Origin of the sequence: Leclercia sp. AS011, assembly GCF_037152535.1 — a bacterium.
Lineage (GTDB): Bacteria > Pseudomonadota > Gammaproteobacteria > Enterobacterales > Enterobacteriaceae > Enterobacter.
On the sequence record NZ_JBBCMA010000004.1, the window covers coordinates 205,313 to 219,192 of the forward strand.

Here is a 13,880-nt window from a genome sequence, read left to right on the forward strand (position 1 = left end):
TAAGCGGGAGTAATCATGATCAACGACATCCTTGCGCCAGGCCTGAGGGTGGTGTTCTGCGGCATCAATCCGGGCAAGTCCTCTGCCCATACCGGGTTTCACTTTGCCCATCCGGGAAATCGCTTCTGGAAAGTGATCTATCAGGCCGGGTTTACCGACAAGCTGCTGAAGCCGGAAGAGGAGCAACAGCTGCTGGATACGCGCTGCGGCATCACCATGCTGGTGGAACGGCCGACGGTGCAGGCGAGCGAGGTGAATCTGCATGAGCTGCGCAGCGGCGGACGGGAACTGATTAAGAAGATGGAGGACTATCAGCCCGCGGCGCTGGCGATCCTGGGTAAGCAGGCCTACGAGCAGGCGTTCAGCCAGCGGGGCGTGCAGTGGGGAAAGCAGAGCATTACCATCGGCGTGACCCAGGTGTGGGTGCTGCCTAATCCGAGCGGGCTCAACAGGGCGACGGTGGAGAAGCTGGTGGAGGCGTATCGGGAGCTGGATGAGGCGCTAGTGACGCGGGGGCTTTAGATCCTCTGCTGGCTGATGCCCTCAGCCTGACCGCTCTATGGGAGAAGGCGCGAACTGCCGGGTGGCGGCTACGCCTTACCCGGCCTACGGGATCCGTAGGCCCGTGCAAGCAAAGCGCCGCCGGGCGTTTTTTAGGGGGCACGCTGCCACAGAGCGAAGGGAAAAAAGCCAAAAAAAAAGCTCCCGATTGGGAGCTTTTTTACGTTCAGGACTGTTAGTCGTCCAGGAAGCTACGCAGTACTTCAGAGCGGCTTGGGTGACGCAGCTTACGCAGCGCCTTCGCTTCGATCTGACGGATACGTTCGCGGGTCACGTCGAACTGTTTACCCACTTCTTCCAGCGTGTGGTCGGTGTTCATATCGATACCGAAACGCATACGCAGGACTTTCGCTTCACGGGCGGTCAGGCCAGCCAGTACGTCGTGCGTGGCGGCACGCAGGCTCTCGGTGGTGGCAGAGTCCAGCGGCAGCTCGAGGGTGGTATCCTCGATGAAGTCACCCAGATGCGAATCTTCATCGTCGCCGATTGGCGTTTCCATGGAGATTGGCTCTTTGGCGATCTTCAGCACCTTACGGATCTTGTCTTCCGGCATCAGCATGCGCTCGGCCAGCTCTTCCGGCGTCGGCTCGCGGCCCATCTCCTGCAGCATCTGGCGGGAGATACGGTTGAGCTTGTTGATGGTCTCAATCATATGCACCGGAATACGGATGGTGCGCGCCTGATCCGCGATAGAGCGGGTGATCGCCTGACGGATCCACCAGGTTGCGTAGGTGGAGAACTTGTAACCACGGCGGTATTCGAACTTATCAACCGCTTTCATCAGACCGATGTTACCTTCCTGAATCAGATCCAGGAACTGCAGACCACGGTTGGTGTATTTCTTGGCGATAGAGATAACCAGACGCAAGTTCGCTTCAACCATCTCTTTCTTCGCACGGCGGGCTTTCGCTTCACCGATGGACATGCGACGGTTAATGTCTTTTACCTGCTCAATGGTCAGGCCGGTCTCTTCTTCAATCTGCTGCAGCTTCTGCAGGCCACGGTGCACATCGTCAGCCACGTCACGCAGCTTTTCGGACCATGGCTTGTTCATCGCGATAGCCGCGTTGAACCAGGTTTCGCTGGTTTCGTTGCCGGTGAAGAGGGTGATGAAGTTCTTCTTCGGCATTTTGCACTGTTCAACGCACACTTTCATGATGAGGCGTTCCTGGGTACGGACGCGGTCCATCATGACGCGCATGCTGTTAACCAGGTAATCGAACTGTTTTGGCACCAGGCGGAACTGTTTGAACACTTCAGAAAGCTTCAGGATCTCTTCCTGAGCGGCGGCGTGGCTGCGGCCTTTGGCTTTAATGATGTCGCGGGTGACGACATACTGCGCACGCAGTTCACCGAACTTCTCACGCGCCAGTTCAGGGTCGATGCTGTTGTCATCGTCGCTGCTGTCGTCGTCGCTCTCTTCTTCGTCTTCGTCTTCGTCATCATCCATCTCTTCCTGAGACAGTTCAGACCCGACGTGCGTCGCCGTTGGCGCCATGTCTTCTTCCGCGTTCGGATCGACAAAGCCGGTGATCAGGTCAGACAGACGCGCTTCTTCTGCTTCAACGCGGTCGTACTGCTCGAGCAGATAGGTAATGGCTTCCGGGTATTCGGCAACGGAGCACTGAACCTGGTTGATCCCGTCTTCGATACGTTTAGCGATGTCAATTTCGCCTTCACGGGTCAACAGTTCAACGGTACCCATTTCACGCATGTACATGCGCACCGGGTCCGTCGTGCGGCCGATTTCAGACTCAACGCTCGACAGAACCTGTGCAGCAGCTTCTTCTGCATCTTCATCGGTGTTGTTTGAGTTTTCAGCAAGCAACAGATCATCGGCATCAGGGGCTTCTTCCATCACCTGAATACCCATGTCATTGATCATTTGGATGATGTCTTCGATCTGATCGGAGTCGACGATATCTTCCGGCAGATGGTCATTGACCTCGGCATAGGTCAGATAGCCTTGCTCCTTACCACGTTGGACAAGAAGTTTCAGCTGTGACTGCGGGTTTTGCTCCATAAGACGGTATCCACACTTATTCGTTTGATTGGTGTCGGCGATACGGCTGCCAACCTTTAAAGCGAGGGCGTACTTGTATTTGTGCCGCTGCCTCTCAGTGCGGCTGTCGGGATCTGCCCGAACGGTATTCGGCACTTAAGCCGTTAAATTCTTTTACTTCTTCGCCAGTTCCTGGTTAATCATCCAGAGCTCCCGGCGCTCTTCGCTGCTTAAACCCTGTGTGCGCTCGCGAGCAATCAACTCTTCCTGGCGCAGTTCAAGCATCGAATCAAACATATGGTTGAGCGAGTCGGTGAAGGTCTCTTCAGCGATATCTTTATCTGCTATATCGTCCCACATCGACAGTTTTTCAAGGGTTGCGGACGCTTTTGTTCCGCGATAGTGCTCTAAAAGCTGCCCGGTGGTCAGACCTGGCTGTGACAGACAAGTGTTGACCAGTTCTGCAAATAAGCCAAGTCCAGGCAGCTTGTCGTGGTCCAGACCCGCCAGAGAAGGCACTTTTGGCGCCAGCTCCGGGTTTTGCACCAGCAGTCCTATCAGTATACGCATGGTTGTGCGTTTTAGCTGAGGGACGGGGCGCACCGCACCGCTATCCGCCTGCTTTGGCATTAAACGTTCAAGCTGACTGTCATCCAGAATGCCGAGTTTCTTGCCCAGCTCCTGGCGCAGATAGATGCGCAACGTTTCGCCCGGCACCTGAGTAATCAGCGGCAGGGCCAGCGTGCTCAACTGGGCGCGGCCATCCGGGGTGCTCAAATCGACCTGCGGCATCAGGCTGTTAAACAGAAACGTGGAGAGCGGCTGAGCCTGCTCCATCCGCGCTTCAAAGGCCGCTTTACCCTCTTTACGCACCAGCGTATCCGGGTCTTCACCGTCGGGCAGGAACATAAAGCGTAACTGACGCCCGTCGGTCATATACGGCAGTGCCGTTTCCAGCGCCCGCCAGGCGGCTTCGCGTCCGGCCCGGTCGCCGTCGTAACAGCAGACCACGGTGTTGGTCACCCGAAACAGCAGCTGAATATGGTCGGCGGTCGTGGAGGTGCCCAGAGACGCAACGGCATAGTTAATGTCGTACTGCGCCAGCGCCACCACATCCATATAGCCTTCGACCACCAACAGGCGCTGCGGTTCAGCGTTATCCTGCTGGGCTTCATACAGGCCGTACAGCTGGCGGCCCTTATGGAAAATATCGGTTTCCGGGGAGTTGAGGTATTTCGGCAGGGCATCGCCCAGCACGCGGCCACCAAAACCAATAACCCGGCCACGCTTGTCGCGAATGGGGAACATCACCCGCTCGCGGAAGCGGTCATAGCTACGTCCCTTGTCATTAGTGACCAGCATGCCCGCATCGATGAGGGACTTACGATCTTCGCTATTGCCGCCAAAACGCTTTAACACGTTATCCCAGCCGGGAGGGGCGTAACCAATAGCGAAACGCGCAATAACATCGTCGCTCAGTCCGCGCTTGTTCAGATACTGACGCGCAGGCTCAGCCGCAGAGTGCTTAAGAGACTGTTGGTAAAATGCGTTCAGGCCGTCCATCAGCTGATACAGCGTTTGTCGTTGATGACGCTCTATCTGACTTGGCCCGCTGCCTGCTTCATACGGCACTTCAAGGTTGTGCATGGCAGCCAGCTCTTCGACGGTTTCAACGAACTCGAGCTTGTCGTAGTTCATTAAAAAGTCGACGGCGTTGCCGTGCGCGCCACAGCCGAAGCAGTGGTAGAACTGCTTTTCACCGTTCACGGTGAAAGAGGGGGTTTTTTCGTTATGGAATGGACAGCACGCGTGGTAGTTCTTGCCCTGCTTCTTCAGCTTTACCCGCGCGTCGATGAGATCGACAATGTCGGTTCTTGCCAGCAGATCATTGATAAATACGCGTGGGATTCGTCCAGCCATAGGCCCCGTGATTACACTTCATCCTTCAAACTGTCTCTGCGTTGGCTGCGCTCGTTCACCCCTGTCACTTACTTAAGTAAGCTCCGGGGATTCACTCACTTGCCGCCTTGATACAGTGTGAATGATTTTGTGTAAATCCTGATTCATAAACGAAAACAAGCCGCGCATTCCTTCCGGAAGCACGGCCTTACGACTACTACTCTGTCTGGCAATTGAGGACGTGCGTCCTCAAAAGATTAGTACAGACGAGTACGGCGTGCGTTTTCGCGAGCCAGTTTCTTCGCGTGACGTTTCACAGCAGAAGCTTTAGCGCGCTTACGTTCGGTCGTTGGTTTTTCATAGAACTCACGACGACGAACTTCAGCCAGAACACCTGCTTTCTCGCATGAACGCTTGAAGCGACGCAGTGCTACGTCGAACGGCTCGTTTTCACGTACTTTAATTACCGGCATGTAACTCTCACCTTTATAAATTCGGTTTGCCGCTGGCATCAACGCCAGCTTATTTCAAAATGGTGCGGAATTTTACTGCAATTGCTGCTGCTTTGTAAAGCACCGCGGCCGTTTTTGAAAGGGACTTTTATAAGGGTGAGGAGTATACACGAAGAGAACTCCAGGGGTGAGGAAAGTTTTACATCACCCCGCCCAGGCTCTACACTGCGCGGTATCTGAGTGAGGTAAAACAAGTCATGCGTGTACTGGGTATTGAAACATCCTGCGATGAAACCGGCATCGCGATTTACGACAATGAAAACGGGCTGGTCGCCAACCAACTGTATAGTCAGGTGAAATTACATGCTGACTACGGCGGCGTGGTGCCGGAGCTGGCCTCCCGCGACCATGTGCGTAAAACGGTGCCCCTGATTCAGGCGGCGCTGAAAGAGGCGGGCTTAACGGCAAACGATATTGATGCGGTGGCCTACACCGCCGGTCCGGGTCTGGTCGGCGCGCTGCTGGTCGGCGCGACCATTGGCCGTTCGCTGGCGTTCGCATGGGATGTCCCGGCTATCCCGGTTCACCATATGGAAGGGCACCTGCTGGCACCGATGCTGGAAGAGAATCCACCGGAATTTCCCTTCGTGGCGCTGCTGGTCTCTGGTGGCCATACCCAGCTGATTAGCGTCACCGGCATTGGCAAGTACGAGCTGCTGGGCGAGTCCATCGACGACGCCGCCGGTGAAGCCTTCGACAAAACCGCCAAGCTGCTGGGGCTCGATTACCCGGGCGGCCCGATGCTGTCGAAGATGGCCTCCCAGGGGACGGAAGGGCGCTTTGTCTTCCCGCGTCCAATGACCGATCGTCCGGGCCTGGATTTCAGCTTTTCCGGCCTGAAAACCTTCGCGGCAAACACCATCCGTAATAATGACGACGACGATCAGACCCGCGCCGATATCGCCCGTGCTTTTGAAGATGCGGTGGTGGATACCCTGATGATCAAGTGCAAGCGCGCCCTGGATCAGACCGGCTTTAAGCGCCTGGTGATGGCGGGTGGCGTCAGCGCCAACCGTACGCTGCGTGCCAAACTGGCCGAGATGATGCAGAAACGTCGCGGAGAAGTGTTCTATGCCCGTCCGGAATTCTGTACCGATAACGGGGCGATGATCGCCTACGCGGGTATGGTACGTCTGAACGCCGGGGCGACGTCCGATCTGAGCGTCTCAGTGCGTCCACGCTGGCCGCTGGCGGAGTTGCCGGAGGCGTGACGGTTATCAACCCGGGTGTCAGATTGCACTATCAAACATCCGGGTTGTGGTTAACAGGTAGTAAAGGTGGTAGTCGTTAGAGACATTTAATTTTTCCATCGCCCGCAGTTTGTGTGCACTCACGGTTTTAATGCTCAGGTGCAACCGCCTCGAAATAGTGGTCAGATTCATCCCCTTGCAGATCAAGCGCAGAACTTCCGTTTCCCGTAGCGAGAGCGCCTCGTTGGCCGCTTTTCCTTTTTGAAAGAGCGTGTTCATCAGCGCGTGCTCGACAAAAACCTCGCCGTTAATGACCGCATGGAGCGCCTGATGAAGGATGGTTTCATTCATATTGCGCGTCAGGTAGGCGCTGGCGCCCGCTTCCAGCGCCAGACGGATCATTAGCGGATTGGTATCGGACGAGAGCATGAGTATTTTCAGCGTCGGATAGTTATACGCCAACCATTTGACCAGCGTCAGGCCCTCCATATCTTTTACCGAATGGATAAGCGTACTCCCCAGCAATAGGATATCCGTCGTGTGCTGCGCGAGTAAGGCCATTAGCTCGCCATTCGATGCCGCTTCGCCAGAGATGCCAAAGCAAACGGGGAGGAGGGCGTCGGAAGCATGTCCGGCACCGTCCAGAATCATGGCCTGTACACCCCGACGAATAAGGGTATGTTCATCCGCAATCGCAATATTAATGGTCATCAGGTTTCCTTAAGCGTTTTCCGCAACGTGGTCGAGCGCTACGTAGCCAGAGGAATATCTTATCGGAATCGGATATTGGCTTACTGCTGTGACAATAAATATTATTATATGAAAGTATGCTTGCCTTAATTATCTCGATTGCCCGGTTGACTATTTTGGTTATTTTTATTCCCATCTCCGGTTGACAGAATTACGCGGTTTAGGGTTGCGCCCAGTAATATAACGTCGGGAATATTCTTGCTTTTAAAAAGAGCACTCTTATTGGTGGGCGTGCGTTTTTCATTCAGGCTGAAAATAAGGAATGTTATTTATTACATGTCATAAAGGATGTTGGCTAAAATGAAAAAAAGTATTCTCTCTCTGTTAATTTGCGCGGCTGTGACCTGTTCGGCCTACGCCGAAATAGCGCCCGCCAATGTCGGGCTCGCTCAGGAAGGCGTTACCTACACGGCAATCGTGATAAAGCTTAAGCCCAGTAAGCCGCTGCTGAAATCGACCGCGACGACCGCAACCACAACTTCACATGAACTGTCGCTCAGCGATCCCTCTCTGGTGCCGACCCGCATGTTTCGTTCAAATAAACTTCGTAGCACCCAGTCGGATGAGTTAGCTAAGCTGGATGCCACCTACGGCTTTGATCGCTATATGCGTGTGGAGCTTCCTGAAAACAAAAGCCAGGATCAAAACTATATTAACCGGGCTATTGCTGAGCTGGAGCAAAATCCCGACGTTGAGTTAGTTTATGCAGAACCGATGCCGATCTCGCTGGATGAATACCGGCATGATAATACCTCGACACCGGCCTTACTTAAATCAGTCGGCGCGGCCTCCCTGACGGCATCCGCTGTTCCTGACTTCCGCAACCAACAAGATTATTTAAAATCGGCAACGGAAAAACGGCCGGGTTATTACATGGGGGGCGTGGGTCGTGAAAGCCTGAACGGCTATGCCGGTAGTGATGGCACGGGCATCACTATTATCTCTTCTGAGAACTGCGCATGGAATACGGACCACATCAACCTGCCGACGATGTCCTTATTACAGGGGGATAGCTCCTGGGTTCCGTCGTGTGGCGAACATGATTCAGCCTCAGTGGGCATTATGGCGGGGAGGGATATCGGCGCGGGCATTCGCGGTTTCACCTGGAACAGCAAGGTGGGCTACGCGGGCTGGCAAACCACCAATATGTATAACATGATCCCCCTGCTGAAAGCGGGCGATGTGGTGCAGGTAGGTATGCAGGCCGAAAGCATCAAGCCTGCCGGCTGCACCAAAGACTGTTTAACTCCGTGGGAGGCGCAGCCCGCCTTCTTTGATATTACTAAGGCGCTGACGGATAAAGGCGTTTATGTCATCGCCGCCGCCGGTAACGGCAACGTTAATCTCGACGATCCGCTGTACAACGGCAAGTTTGATCTCTCTGTCAAAGACTCCGGCGCAATTATTGTCGGGGCGATGTGCGCAAAAGATGGCAAAAGAGCCTACTTCAGTAGCTATGGATCGCGTGTGACCAGCGCTGCGTGGGGCTGCTGGGATGTCGTCACCACCGGGGGCGGCGATTTATACAAAGACGGGGTCAATACCTACACCCAAACCTTCTCCGGCACCTCGTCAGCGAACCCTATTATCGCGGGGGTGGTGGCGAGCCTGTCAGGGATTGCAAAAGCGAACGGTATCACCGTCACGCCGAAACAGATGCGTCAGATCCTGCAGGAAACCGGTACGCCGCTGGCAAACGGAGATTCAGCGAAGATTGGTACTTACCCGGATATGGAGCGCGCCGTTGCCCGGATTATGGCCCTGAAATCGGGGGGCGATACCACCCTTCCGGCCCCGACTGCGGTAGCGGGCGCAGATTACACCATGGTTTCTCCAGCTACCGGCGTCAGCACCTGGCCGCTGGACGGCAGTAAGAGCCTGAATGCGACGTCGTATAACTGGAGCGTGACCAAAGGTTCCGGCACCTTCTGGCTGCAGGAGAAGCTCAACGGCACGCTGGTGAGCAGCGTGAACAGCGCCAACGCCTGGGCGGTGATCCCGGCCAACACCGAAGGTGAGGTGACCTATACCCTGACCACTACCGGGGCGGATGGCCGTACTGCTCAGGACAGCATGACCATCAAAGTCAGCAAACCCGCGGCCCCGGCGCTGGATGCCCCGGCCTATAACGCAAAAATTGCCTATCCGACCAAATGCACCAAAGTCTCTTACGACGGCAAAATCTGGATGAACCAGTGGTACGTCAACCCGGGCCAGGAAACCCCGGGCAACGGCGGAAGCTGGGGCGTGTGGCGTCAGCAGGGCGCAACGGGCAACAGCTGTAAATAACCCTCACAGCCTGGCGTTATGCCAGGCTTTTTTACATCTTCAGCATCCCTTTCTCTTCCAGGAAGGCAATAATCGTCCCCAGCCCGTCGCCCGCTTTCAGGTTGGTAAAGGTCCAGGGCCGCTCGCCGCGCATGCGGTTGGTGTCGCGCTCCATCACCTCCAGCGATGCCCCCACGTAGGGGGCGAGATCGGTTTTGTTGATCACCAGGAAATCGGATTTGGTGATCCCCGGCCCGCCCTTGCGCGGGATCTTCTCCCCTTCGGCGACGTCGATCACGTAGATCGTCAGATCCGCCAGCTCCGGGCTGAAGGTGGCGCTCAGGTTATCCCCGCCGCTTTCGACAAAGATCAGATCCAGATTGCCGAACTTCTCGCTTAAGGCTTCCACCGCTGTGAGGTTCATCGAGGCATCTTCACGGATCGCGGTATGCGGACAGCCGCCGGTCTCCACTCCGACAATACGCTCCGGCTCCAGCGCACCCGCTTCGGTGAGGATACGCTGATCCTCTTTGGTGTAGATATCGTTGGTCACCACCGCCAGCTGATACTGGTCGCGCATCGCTTTACACAGGGCTTCCAGCAGGGCAGTTTTGCCCGACCCCACCGGGCCGCCGACGCCGACGCGCAGGGGGTGTTTGTACTCAGACATAGAGACTCCTCAGGAACGGAATAACCGTGAATATTGGGTTTCGTGACGCGCCGAGGCGATGGCGGAGAGCGGCGTGGCCGCCCCCAACTGGTCATCGCGGCGCAAAAGCGCCTGCTCCAGCCCGTCGGCATAACGCTCGCACAGTTCGATGATCAACAGCTGGGCCGCCTGCTGTCCAAAAGGCACCAGCTTGACGCCCGCCATCACCGCGCTCTCAATCCAGCTGTAGCCGAGGCTTAACGCCATTTCACGCAGGCCGATCCCCCAGCGCACGCCGAGCCACGCCATGCCGCACAGCTGGCTTTGCGCGAACAGCGGCAACCAGTCGGGCGGGCAATCAGCCTCCCAGCTTTTGATCAGCCGGGTGAAGGCCGCCCCGCGGTTGCGCTCCTCTTCCCGCAGCTCGCGGGTCTCGCGGCAGGCGAGCAGATACGCCGTCCAGCGCGCGGCAGCTTTCATATCCTGCTGCTCGCAGGCGCGGTACAGGCGGGCAAACAGCGGCAGATCGACGCAGAAAAAGCTCTGCTCCATCTGCTGACACTGCCAGGCTTTGAACGCCGCCGGGGTGGTGACCCAGCCTGCCTCCGCGGCCCACTCCAGCCCCTGCGACCAGGTATAGGATCCCACCGGCAGGCTGCTGCTGGTGAGCTGCATCAGGCGCAGCTGGCGGGACGGATCCATCAGCTCATCAGCGCCAGCAGGGCAGAGGCGATCAGCCCCCCGCCGAAGATTTTACGCAGCCCGTCGTGACGACGCAGCAGCAGGCCCGCAGCAAAGCTGACGCACAGCACCGCGGCGCTGGCGAGCATAAAGCCGCTGGTGAACAGCCAGAAGCTGTGGCCTGCCATCTCAACCCCGTGCGCCCAGCCGTGGAACATCGCCAGCGCCGGCACGGCCAGCAGCAGGCGGTTTTCGGTTTTGAACATCATCGCGCCGCATACTGCCAGCGAGGCGATAATCAGCATCTCCATGCCGCCAAAGCCGCCCAACAGGCTGCCCGCGACGGCTCCGGTCAGCATCATGCCAAGGGTGGCAAAGGGCATCAGCAGTTTGCGGCCGCTCAGGGCGGCGAGCACGCCAGCGCCGGTCAGCATCAGGAGATGATCCAGCCCGGTCAGGGGATGGAAAAAGCCAGCCTGAAAACTGTCGCTGCCGTGTCCCGGATGGGCCAGCGCAGGCAGGGAGAAGGCCAGCAGCAGCAGGGGTAACAACTTGCGCATAATGAATCCTTAATGTGAATGAGCGTGAGAGTGCGAATGGGAATGGCCTTCGCTGGCGTAGGCACCCGCTTCCGGTTCGAACGGCAGGCTGGCGAAGGTCACCTCCAGATCGAACAGCTGCAGCATCTCGTCCAGGACGTGATCGTGGTGATAGCGCAGCTCGCCGGGCAGGATTTGCAGCGGCACGTGACGGTTGCCCAGGTGATAGCAGGCGCGGGCCAGCAGGAAAGGGTCGGCGCAGCGCACCACCGACAGCGGCTCGGCGGCGGCAATGACCTCCACCACCTCACGACCGTCGTCGCTGATGAGCAGGTCGCCGCCGCGCAGCAGCAGGCCGCGCGGCAGCATCAGCCCGGCATCGCGCCCGTCGTCCAGCACCACGCGGGCGCGGCTCTTGACCCGGACATCAATCGGCAGCGTCACGCGGGCGGTGACGGGGTGCGAATGGTCGAGGCGTTGGGTTAAAGCGATCATGAATCCTCCTCAGAACAGGAAATAGCGTTGCGCCATCGGCAGGATCTCTGCCGGGGCGCTGGTGATCAGTTCTCCGTCGATGCGCACCTCGTAGGTTTGCGCGTCGACGGTAATGTTCGGCTGCAGGCCGTTGTGGATCATGTCGGCCTTTTTCACCGTCCGGCAGCCTTTCACTACCGCGGTGGCGCTTTGCAGGTTCAGCTGCTGCGCGATGCCGTTATCGGCAGCGGCCTGCGGGAGAAACGTCAGGCGGGTGGCGTGGCGGGCGGCACCCAGCGCGCCAAACATCGGCCGGTAGTGCACCGGCTGCGGGGTGGGGATCGAGGCGTTAATGTCGCCCATCGGCGCGCAGGCGATCATCCCGCCTTTGACGATGGTGGCGGGCTTCACGCCAAAGAAGGCCGGGGACCAGACCACCAGATCGGCCAGCTTTCCGGCCTCAATCGACCCGACCTCATGGGCGATGCCGTGGGTCAGCGCCGGGTTGATGGTGTATTTGGCGATGTAGCGCTTCACCCGCAGGTTATCGTTATCGCCAGTCTCCTCCGCCAGCGGGCCGCGCTGCACCTTCATGCGGTGCGCCACCTGCCAGGTGCGGATGATCACTTCGCCCACCCGACCCATCGCCTGCGAATCCGACGAGGTGAGCGAGAAGGCCCCGATGTCATGCAGCACGTCCTCGGCGGCGATGGTCTCCCGGCGAATGCGCGATTCGGCAAAGGCCACGTCCTCGGCGATATCCGGGTCGAGATGATGGCAGACCATCAGCATGTCCAGATGCTCGTCGATGGTGTTGACCGTGTAGGGCAGGGTCGGGTTGGTGGAGGAGGGTAGAATGTTGGGATGCGCGCAGGCGGTGATGATATCTGGCGCATGACCACCGCCCGCCCCTTCGGTGTGGAAGGTGTGGATGGTGCGCCCGGCGATGGCCGCCAGGGTGTCTTCGACAAACCCGGCCTCGTTGAGGGTGTCGCTGTGCAGCGCCACCTGGATATCCATCTCATCCGCCACCGTCAGGGCACAGTCGATGGCTGCGGGGGTTGAGCCCCAGTCCTCATGAATTTTCAGGCCAATGGCACCCGCCGCAACCTGCTCGCGCAGGGCATCCGGGTTGGAGGCGTTGCCTTTGCCCAACAGGCCAACGTTGACCGGCAGGGTGTCGACGGCCTGCAGCATCCGCGCGATATACCAGGGTCCCGGCGTGCAGGTGGTGGCGTGGGTGCCCGCGGCAGGCCCGGTGCCGCCACCGATCATGGTGGTGACGCCCGAGACCAGCGCCTCTTCCGCCTGCTGGGGGCAGATCCAGTGGATATGGGTATCGACCCCGCCCGCGGTGACGATCTTGCCTTCGGCGGCGATCACCTCGGTGGCGGCACCAATCGGGATGGTCACGCCGGGCTGAATGTCCGGGTTACCGGCTTTGCCGACGGCGACGATCCTGCCCTCCTTCACGCCGATATCGGCTTTGACGATCCCCCAGTGATCGACGATCAGCGCGTTGGTCAGAACCAGATCCACGCAATCCTGCGCCGTCATCTGTCCCTGGCCCATGCCGTCGCGGATCACCTTCCCGCCGCCGAATTTCACCTCTTCGCCGTAGATCGTCAGATCCTGTTCCACCTCGATCCACAGGTCGGTATCGGCCAGCCGCACTTTATCCCCAGTGGTGGGGCCAAACATGTCGGCATAGGCCTGACGGGAGATCTCAGCCATGATCCACCTCGCCCATCACCTCGCCGCGAAAGCCGACCAGTCGCTGTGCGCCTGCCACCTGCACCAGCGTGACGGCGCGTTTTTGGCCGGGTTCGAAGCGCACGGCGGTACCGGCGGCAATGTTCAGCCGGTAGCCTCTGGTGGGCTCACGATCGAACTTCAGGGCCGGGTTCACTTCGTAAAAATGGTAATGGGATCCGACCTGGATAGGCCGATCCCCGTGGTTCTCGACGATCGTCGTCAGCGTGTTGCGCCCGGCATTGATAACGATCTGTCCGGGTTGTATCTGATATTCGCCTGGGATCATGTTGCCCCCTTACAGGATCGGATTGTGAACGGTGACCAGCTTGGAGCCGTCCGGGAAGGTGGCCTCCACCTGAATATCCGGGATCATCTCCGGCACGCCCTCCATCACCTGGCTGCGGGTCAGGACGTGGCGACCGGCTTCCATCAATTCCGCCACCGTCTGCCCGTCGCGCGCCCCTTCCATAATGAAGGCGCTGATCAGGGCCACCGATTCCGGGTAATTGAGCTTCACGCCGCGGGCGAGACGGCGCTCGGCCACCAGCGCGGCGGTAAACAGCAACAGCTTGTCTTTTTCTCTGGGGGTCAGTTCCATCG

14 protein-coding genes are annotated in these 13,880 nt (G+C 58.2%); 3 read left to right on the forward strand and 11 right to left on the reverse strand.

The genetic code is table 11. The annotated features are described in order from the left end of the window. Positions 1-15 precede the first annotated feature (15 nt). The gene (mug, locus tag WFO70_RS17080; protein WP_262672115.1) at positions 16-522 is read left to right on the forward strand and encodes a G/U mismatch-specific DNA glycosylase; all 507 of its coding nucleotides are present in this window, start codon (positions 16-18) and stop codon (positions 520-522) included. Positions 523-736: 214 nt separating this feature from the next. Here the strand turns inward: mug and rpoD are convergent, their stop codons facing one another. The 3 genes from rpoD to rpsU all read right to left on the reverse strand — a co-directional run bounded on the left by rpoD (position 737) and on the right by rpsU (position 4,935). Further along, on the reverse strand, positions 737-2,626 hold the full coding sequence (gene rpoD, locus WFO70_RS17085) for an RNA polymerase sigma factor RpoD (protein ID WP_337017917.1): 1,890 nt from the start codon (positions 2,624-2,626) through the stop codon (positions 737-739). Between the two features lie 111 nt (positions 2,627-2,737). Then, on the reverse strand, positions 2,738-4,483 hold the full coding sequence (gene dnaG / locus WFO70_RS17090; protein ID WP_442913395.1) for a DNA primase: 1,746 nt from the start codon (positions 4,481-4,483) through the stop codon (positions 2,738-2,740). A gap of 236 nt (positions 4,484-4,719) precedes the next feature. Beyond that, on the reverse strand, positions 4,720-4,935 hold the full coding sequence (gene rpsU, locus WFO70_RS17095; RefSeq protein ID WP_001144069.1) for a 30S ribosomal protein S21: 216 nt from the start codon (positions 4,933-4,935) through the stop codon (positions 4,720-4,722). Between the two features lie 236 nt (positions 4,936-5,171). Between rpsU and tsaD the strand changes: the two genes are divergently transcribed. Then, complete coding sequence (gene tsaD, locus WFO70_RS17100) at positions 5,172-6,185, forward strand: tRNA (adenosine(37)-N6)-threonylcarbamoyltransferase complex transferase subunit TsaD (protein ID WP_337017770.1); 1,014 nt, start codon at positions 5,172-5,174, stop codon at positions 6,183-6,185. A gap of 18 nt (positions 6,186-6,203) precedes the next feature. Here the strand turns inward: tsaD and WFO70_RS17105 are convergent, their stop codons facing one another. Beyond that, positions 6,204-6,875 carry a response regulator transcription factor gene (locus WFO70_RS17105; protein ID WP_337017772.1) on the reverse strand — a complete coding sequence of 224 codons (672 nt, stop codon included), beginning with the start codon at positions 6,873-6,875 and terminating at the stop codon, positions 6,204-6,206. Positions 6,876-7,214: 339 nt separating this feature from the next. Between WFO70_RS17105 and WFO70_RS17110 the strand changes: the two genes are divergently transcribed. Then, positions 7,215-9,203 (forward strand): S8 family serine peptidase, encoded by a 1,989-nt coding sequence (locus WFO70_RS17110; protein ID WP_337017774.1) that lies wholly within the window; start codon positions 7,215-7,217, stop codon positions 9,201-9,203. A 31-nt stretch (positions 9,204-9,234) separates the two neighbouring features. Here the strand turns inward: WFO70_RS17110 and ureG are convergent, their stop codons facing one another. From ureG to WFO70_RS17145, 7 genes are read right to left on the reverse strand one after another with little or no spacing between them, the layout of a single operon-like run. Continuing rightward, positions 9,235-9,852, reverse strand: coding sequence for an urease accessory protein UreG (gene ureG / locus WFO70_RS17115; protein ID WP_337017776.1), 618 nt, complete (start codon positions 9,850-9,852; stop codon positions 9,235-9,237). 9 nt (positions 9,853-9,861) lie between these two features. Then, positions 9,862-10,533, reverse strand: coding sequence for an urease accessory protein UreF (locus tag WFO70_RS17120; protein ID WP_337017778.1), 672 nt, complete (start codon positions 10,531-10,533; stop codon positions 9,862-9,864). Then, positions 10,533-11,072, reverse strand: coding sequence for a HupE/UreJ family protein (locus WFO70_RS17125; protein ID WP_337017779.1), 540 nt, complete (start codon positions 11,070-11,072; stop codon positions 10,533-10,535). Before WFO70_RS17125 ends, WFO70_RS17120 begins: the two co-directional genes overlap by 1 nt. A gap of 9 nt (positions 11,073-11,081) precedes the next feature. Then, positions 11,082-11,546 carry an urease accessory protein UreE gene (ureE, locus tag WFO70_RS17130; protein WP_337017781.1) on the reverse strand — a complete coding sequence of 155 codons (465 nt, stop codon included), beginning with the start codon at positions 11,544-11,546 and terminating at the stop codon, positions 11,082-11,084. A gap of 9 nt (positions 11,547-11,555) precedes the next feature. Then, entirely contained in the window at positions 11,556-13,259 is a 1,704-nt protein-coding gene (ureC, locus tag WFO70_RS17135) for an urease subunit alpha (protein ID WP_337017783.1), read from the reverse strand. Continuing rightward, the gene (locus WFO70_RS17140; RefSeq protein ID WP_337017785.1) at positions 13,252-13,566 is read right to left on the reverse strand and encodes an urease subunit beta; all 315 of its coding nucleotides are present in this window, start codon (positions 13,564-13,566) and stop codon (positions 13,252-13,254) included. The genes ureC and WFO70_RS17140 overlap by 8 nt, the downstream gene beginning before the upstream one ends. Positions 13,567-13,575: 9 nt before the next feature. Then, positions 13,576-13,878 carry an urease subunit gamma gene (locus WFO70_RS17145; protein WP_103822891.1) on the reverse strand — a complete coding sequence of 101 codons (303 nt, stop codon included), beginning with the start codon at positions 13,876-13,878 and terminating at the stop codon, positions 13,576-13,578. Between the last annotated feature and the right edge of the window lie 2 nt (positions 13,879-13,880).

Coding starts and splice junctions, on each gene's coding strand:
- mug (WP_262672115.1), top strand. CDS start 16: ATGATCAACGACATCCTTGCGCCAGGCCTGAGGGTGGTGTTCTGCGGC.
- dnaG (WP_442913395.1), bottom strand. CDS start 4,483: ATGGCTGGACGAATCCCACGCGTATTTATCAATGATCTGCTGGCAAGA.
- rpsU (WP_001144069.1), bottom strand. CDS start 4,935: ATGCCGGTAATTAAAGTACGTGAAAACGAGCCGTTCGACGTAGCACTG.
- tsaD (WP_337017770.1), top strand. CDS start 5,172: ATGCGTGTACTGGGTATTGAAACATCCTGCGATGAAACCGGCATCGCG.
- WFO70_RS17105 (WP_337017772.1), bottom strand. CDS start 6,875: ATGACCATTAATATTGCGATTGCGGATGAACATACCCTTATTCGTCGG.
- WFO70_RS17110 (WP_337017774.1), top strand. CDS start 7,215: ATGAAAAAAAGTATTCTCTCTCTGTTAATTTGCGCGGCTGTGACCTGT.
- ureG (WP_337017776.1), bottom strand. CDS start 9,852: ATGTCTGAGTACAAACACCCCCTGCGCGTCGGCGTCGGCGGCCCGGTG.
- WFO70_RS17120 (WP_337017778.1), bottom strand. CDS start 10,533: ATGGATCCGTCCCGCCAGCTGCGCCTGATGCAGCTCACCAGCAGCAGC.
- WFO70_RS17125 (WP_337017779.1), bottom strand. CDS start 11,072: ATGCGCAAGTTGTTACCCCTGCTGCTGCTGGCCTTCTCCCTGCCTGCG.
- ureE (WP_337017781.1), bottom strand. CDS start 11,546: ATGATCGCTTTAACCCAACGCCTCGACCATTCGCACCCCGTCACCGCC.
- ureC (WP_337017783.1), bottom strand. CDS start 13,259: ATGGCTGAGATCTCCCGTCAGGCCTATGCCGACATGTTTGGCCCCACC.
- WFO70_RS17140 (WP_337017785.1), bottom strand. CDS start 13,566: ATGATCCCAGGCGAATATCAGATACAACCCGGACAGATCGTTATCAAT.
- WFO70_RS17145 (WP_103822891.1), bottom strand. CDS start 13,878: ATGGAACTGACCCCCAGAGAAAAAGACAAGCTGTTGCTGTTTACCGCC.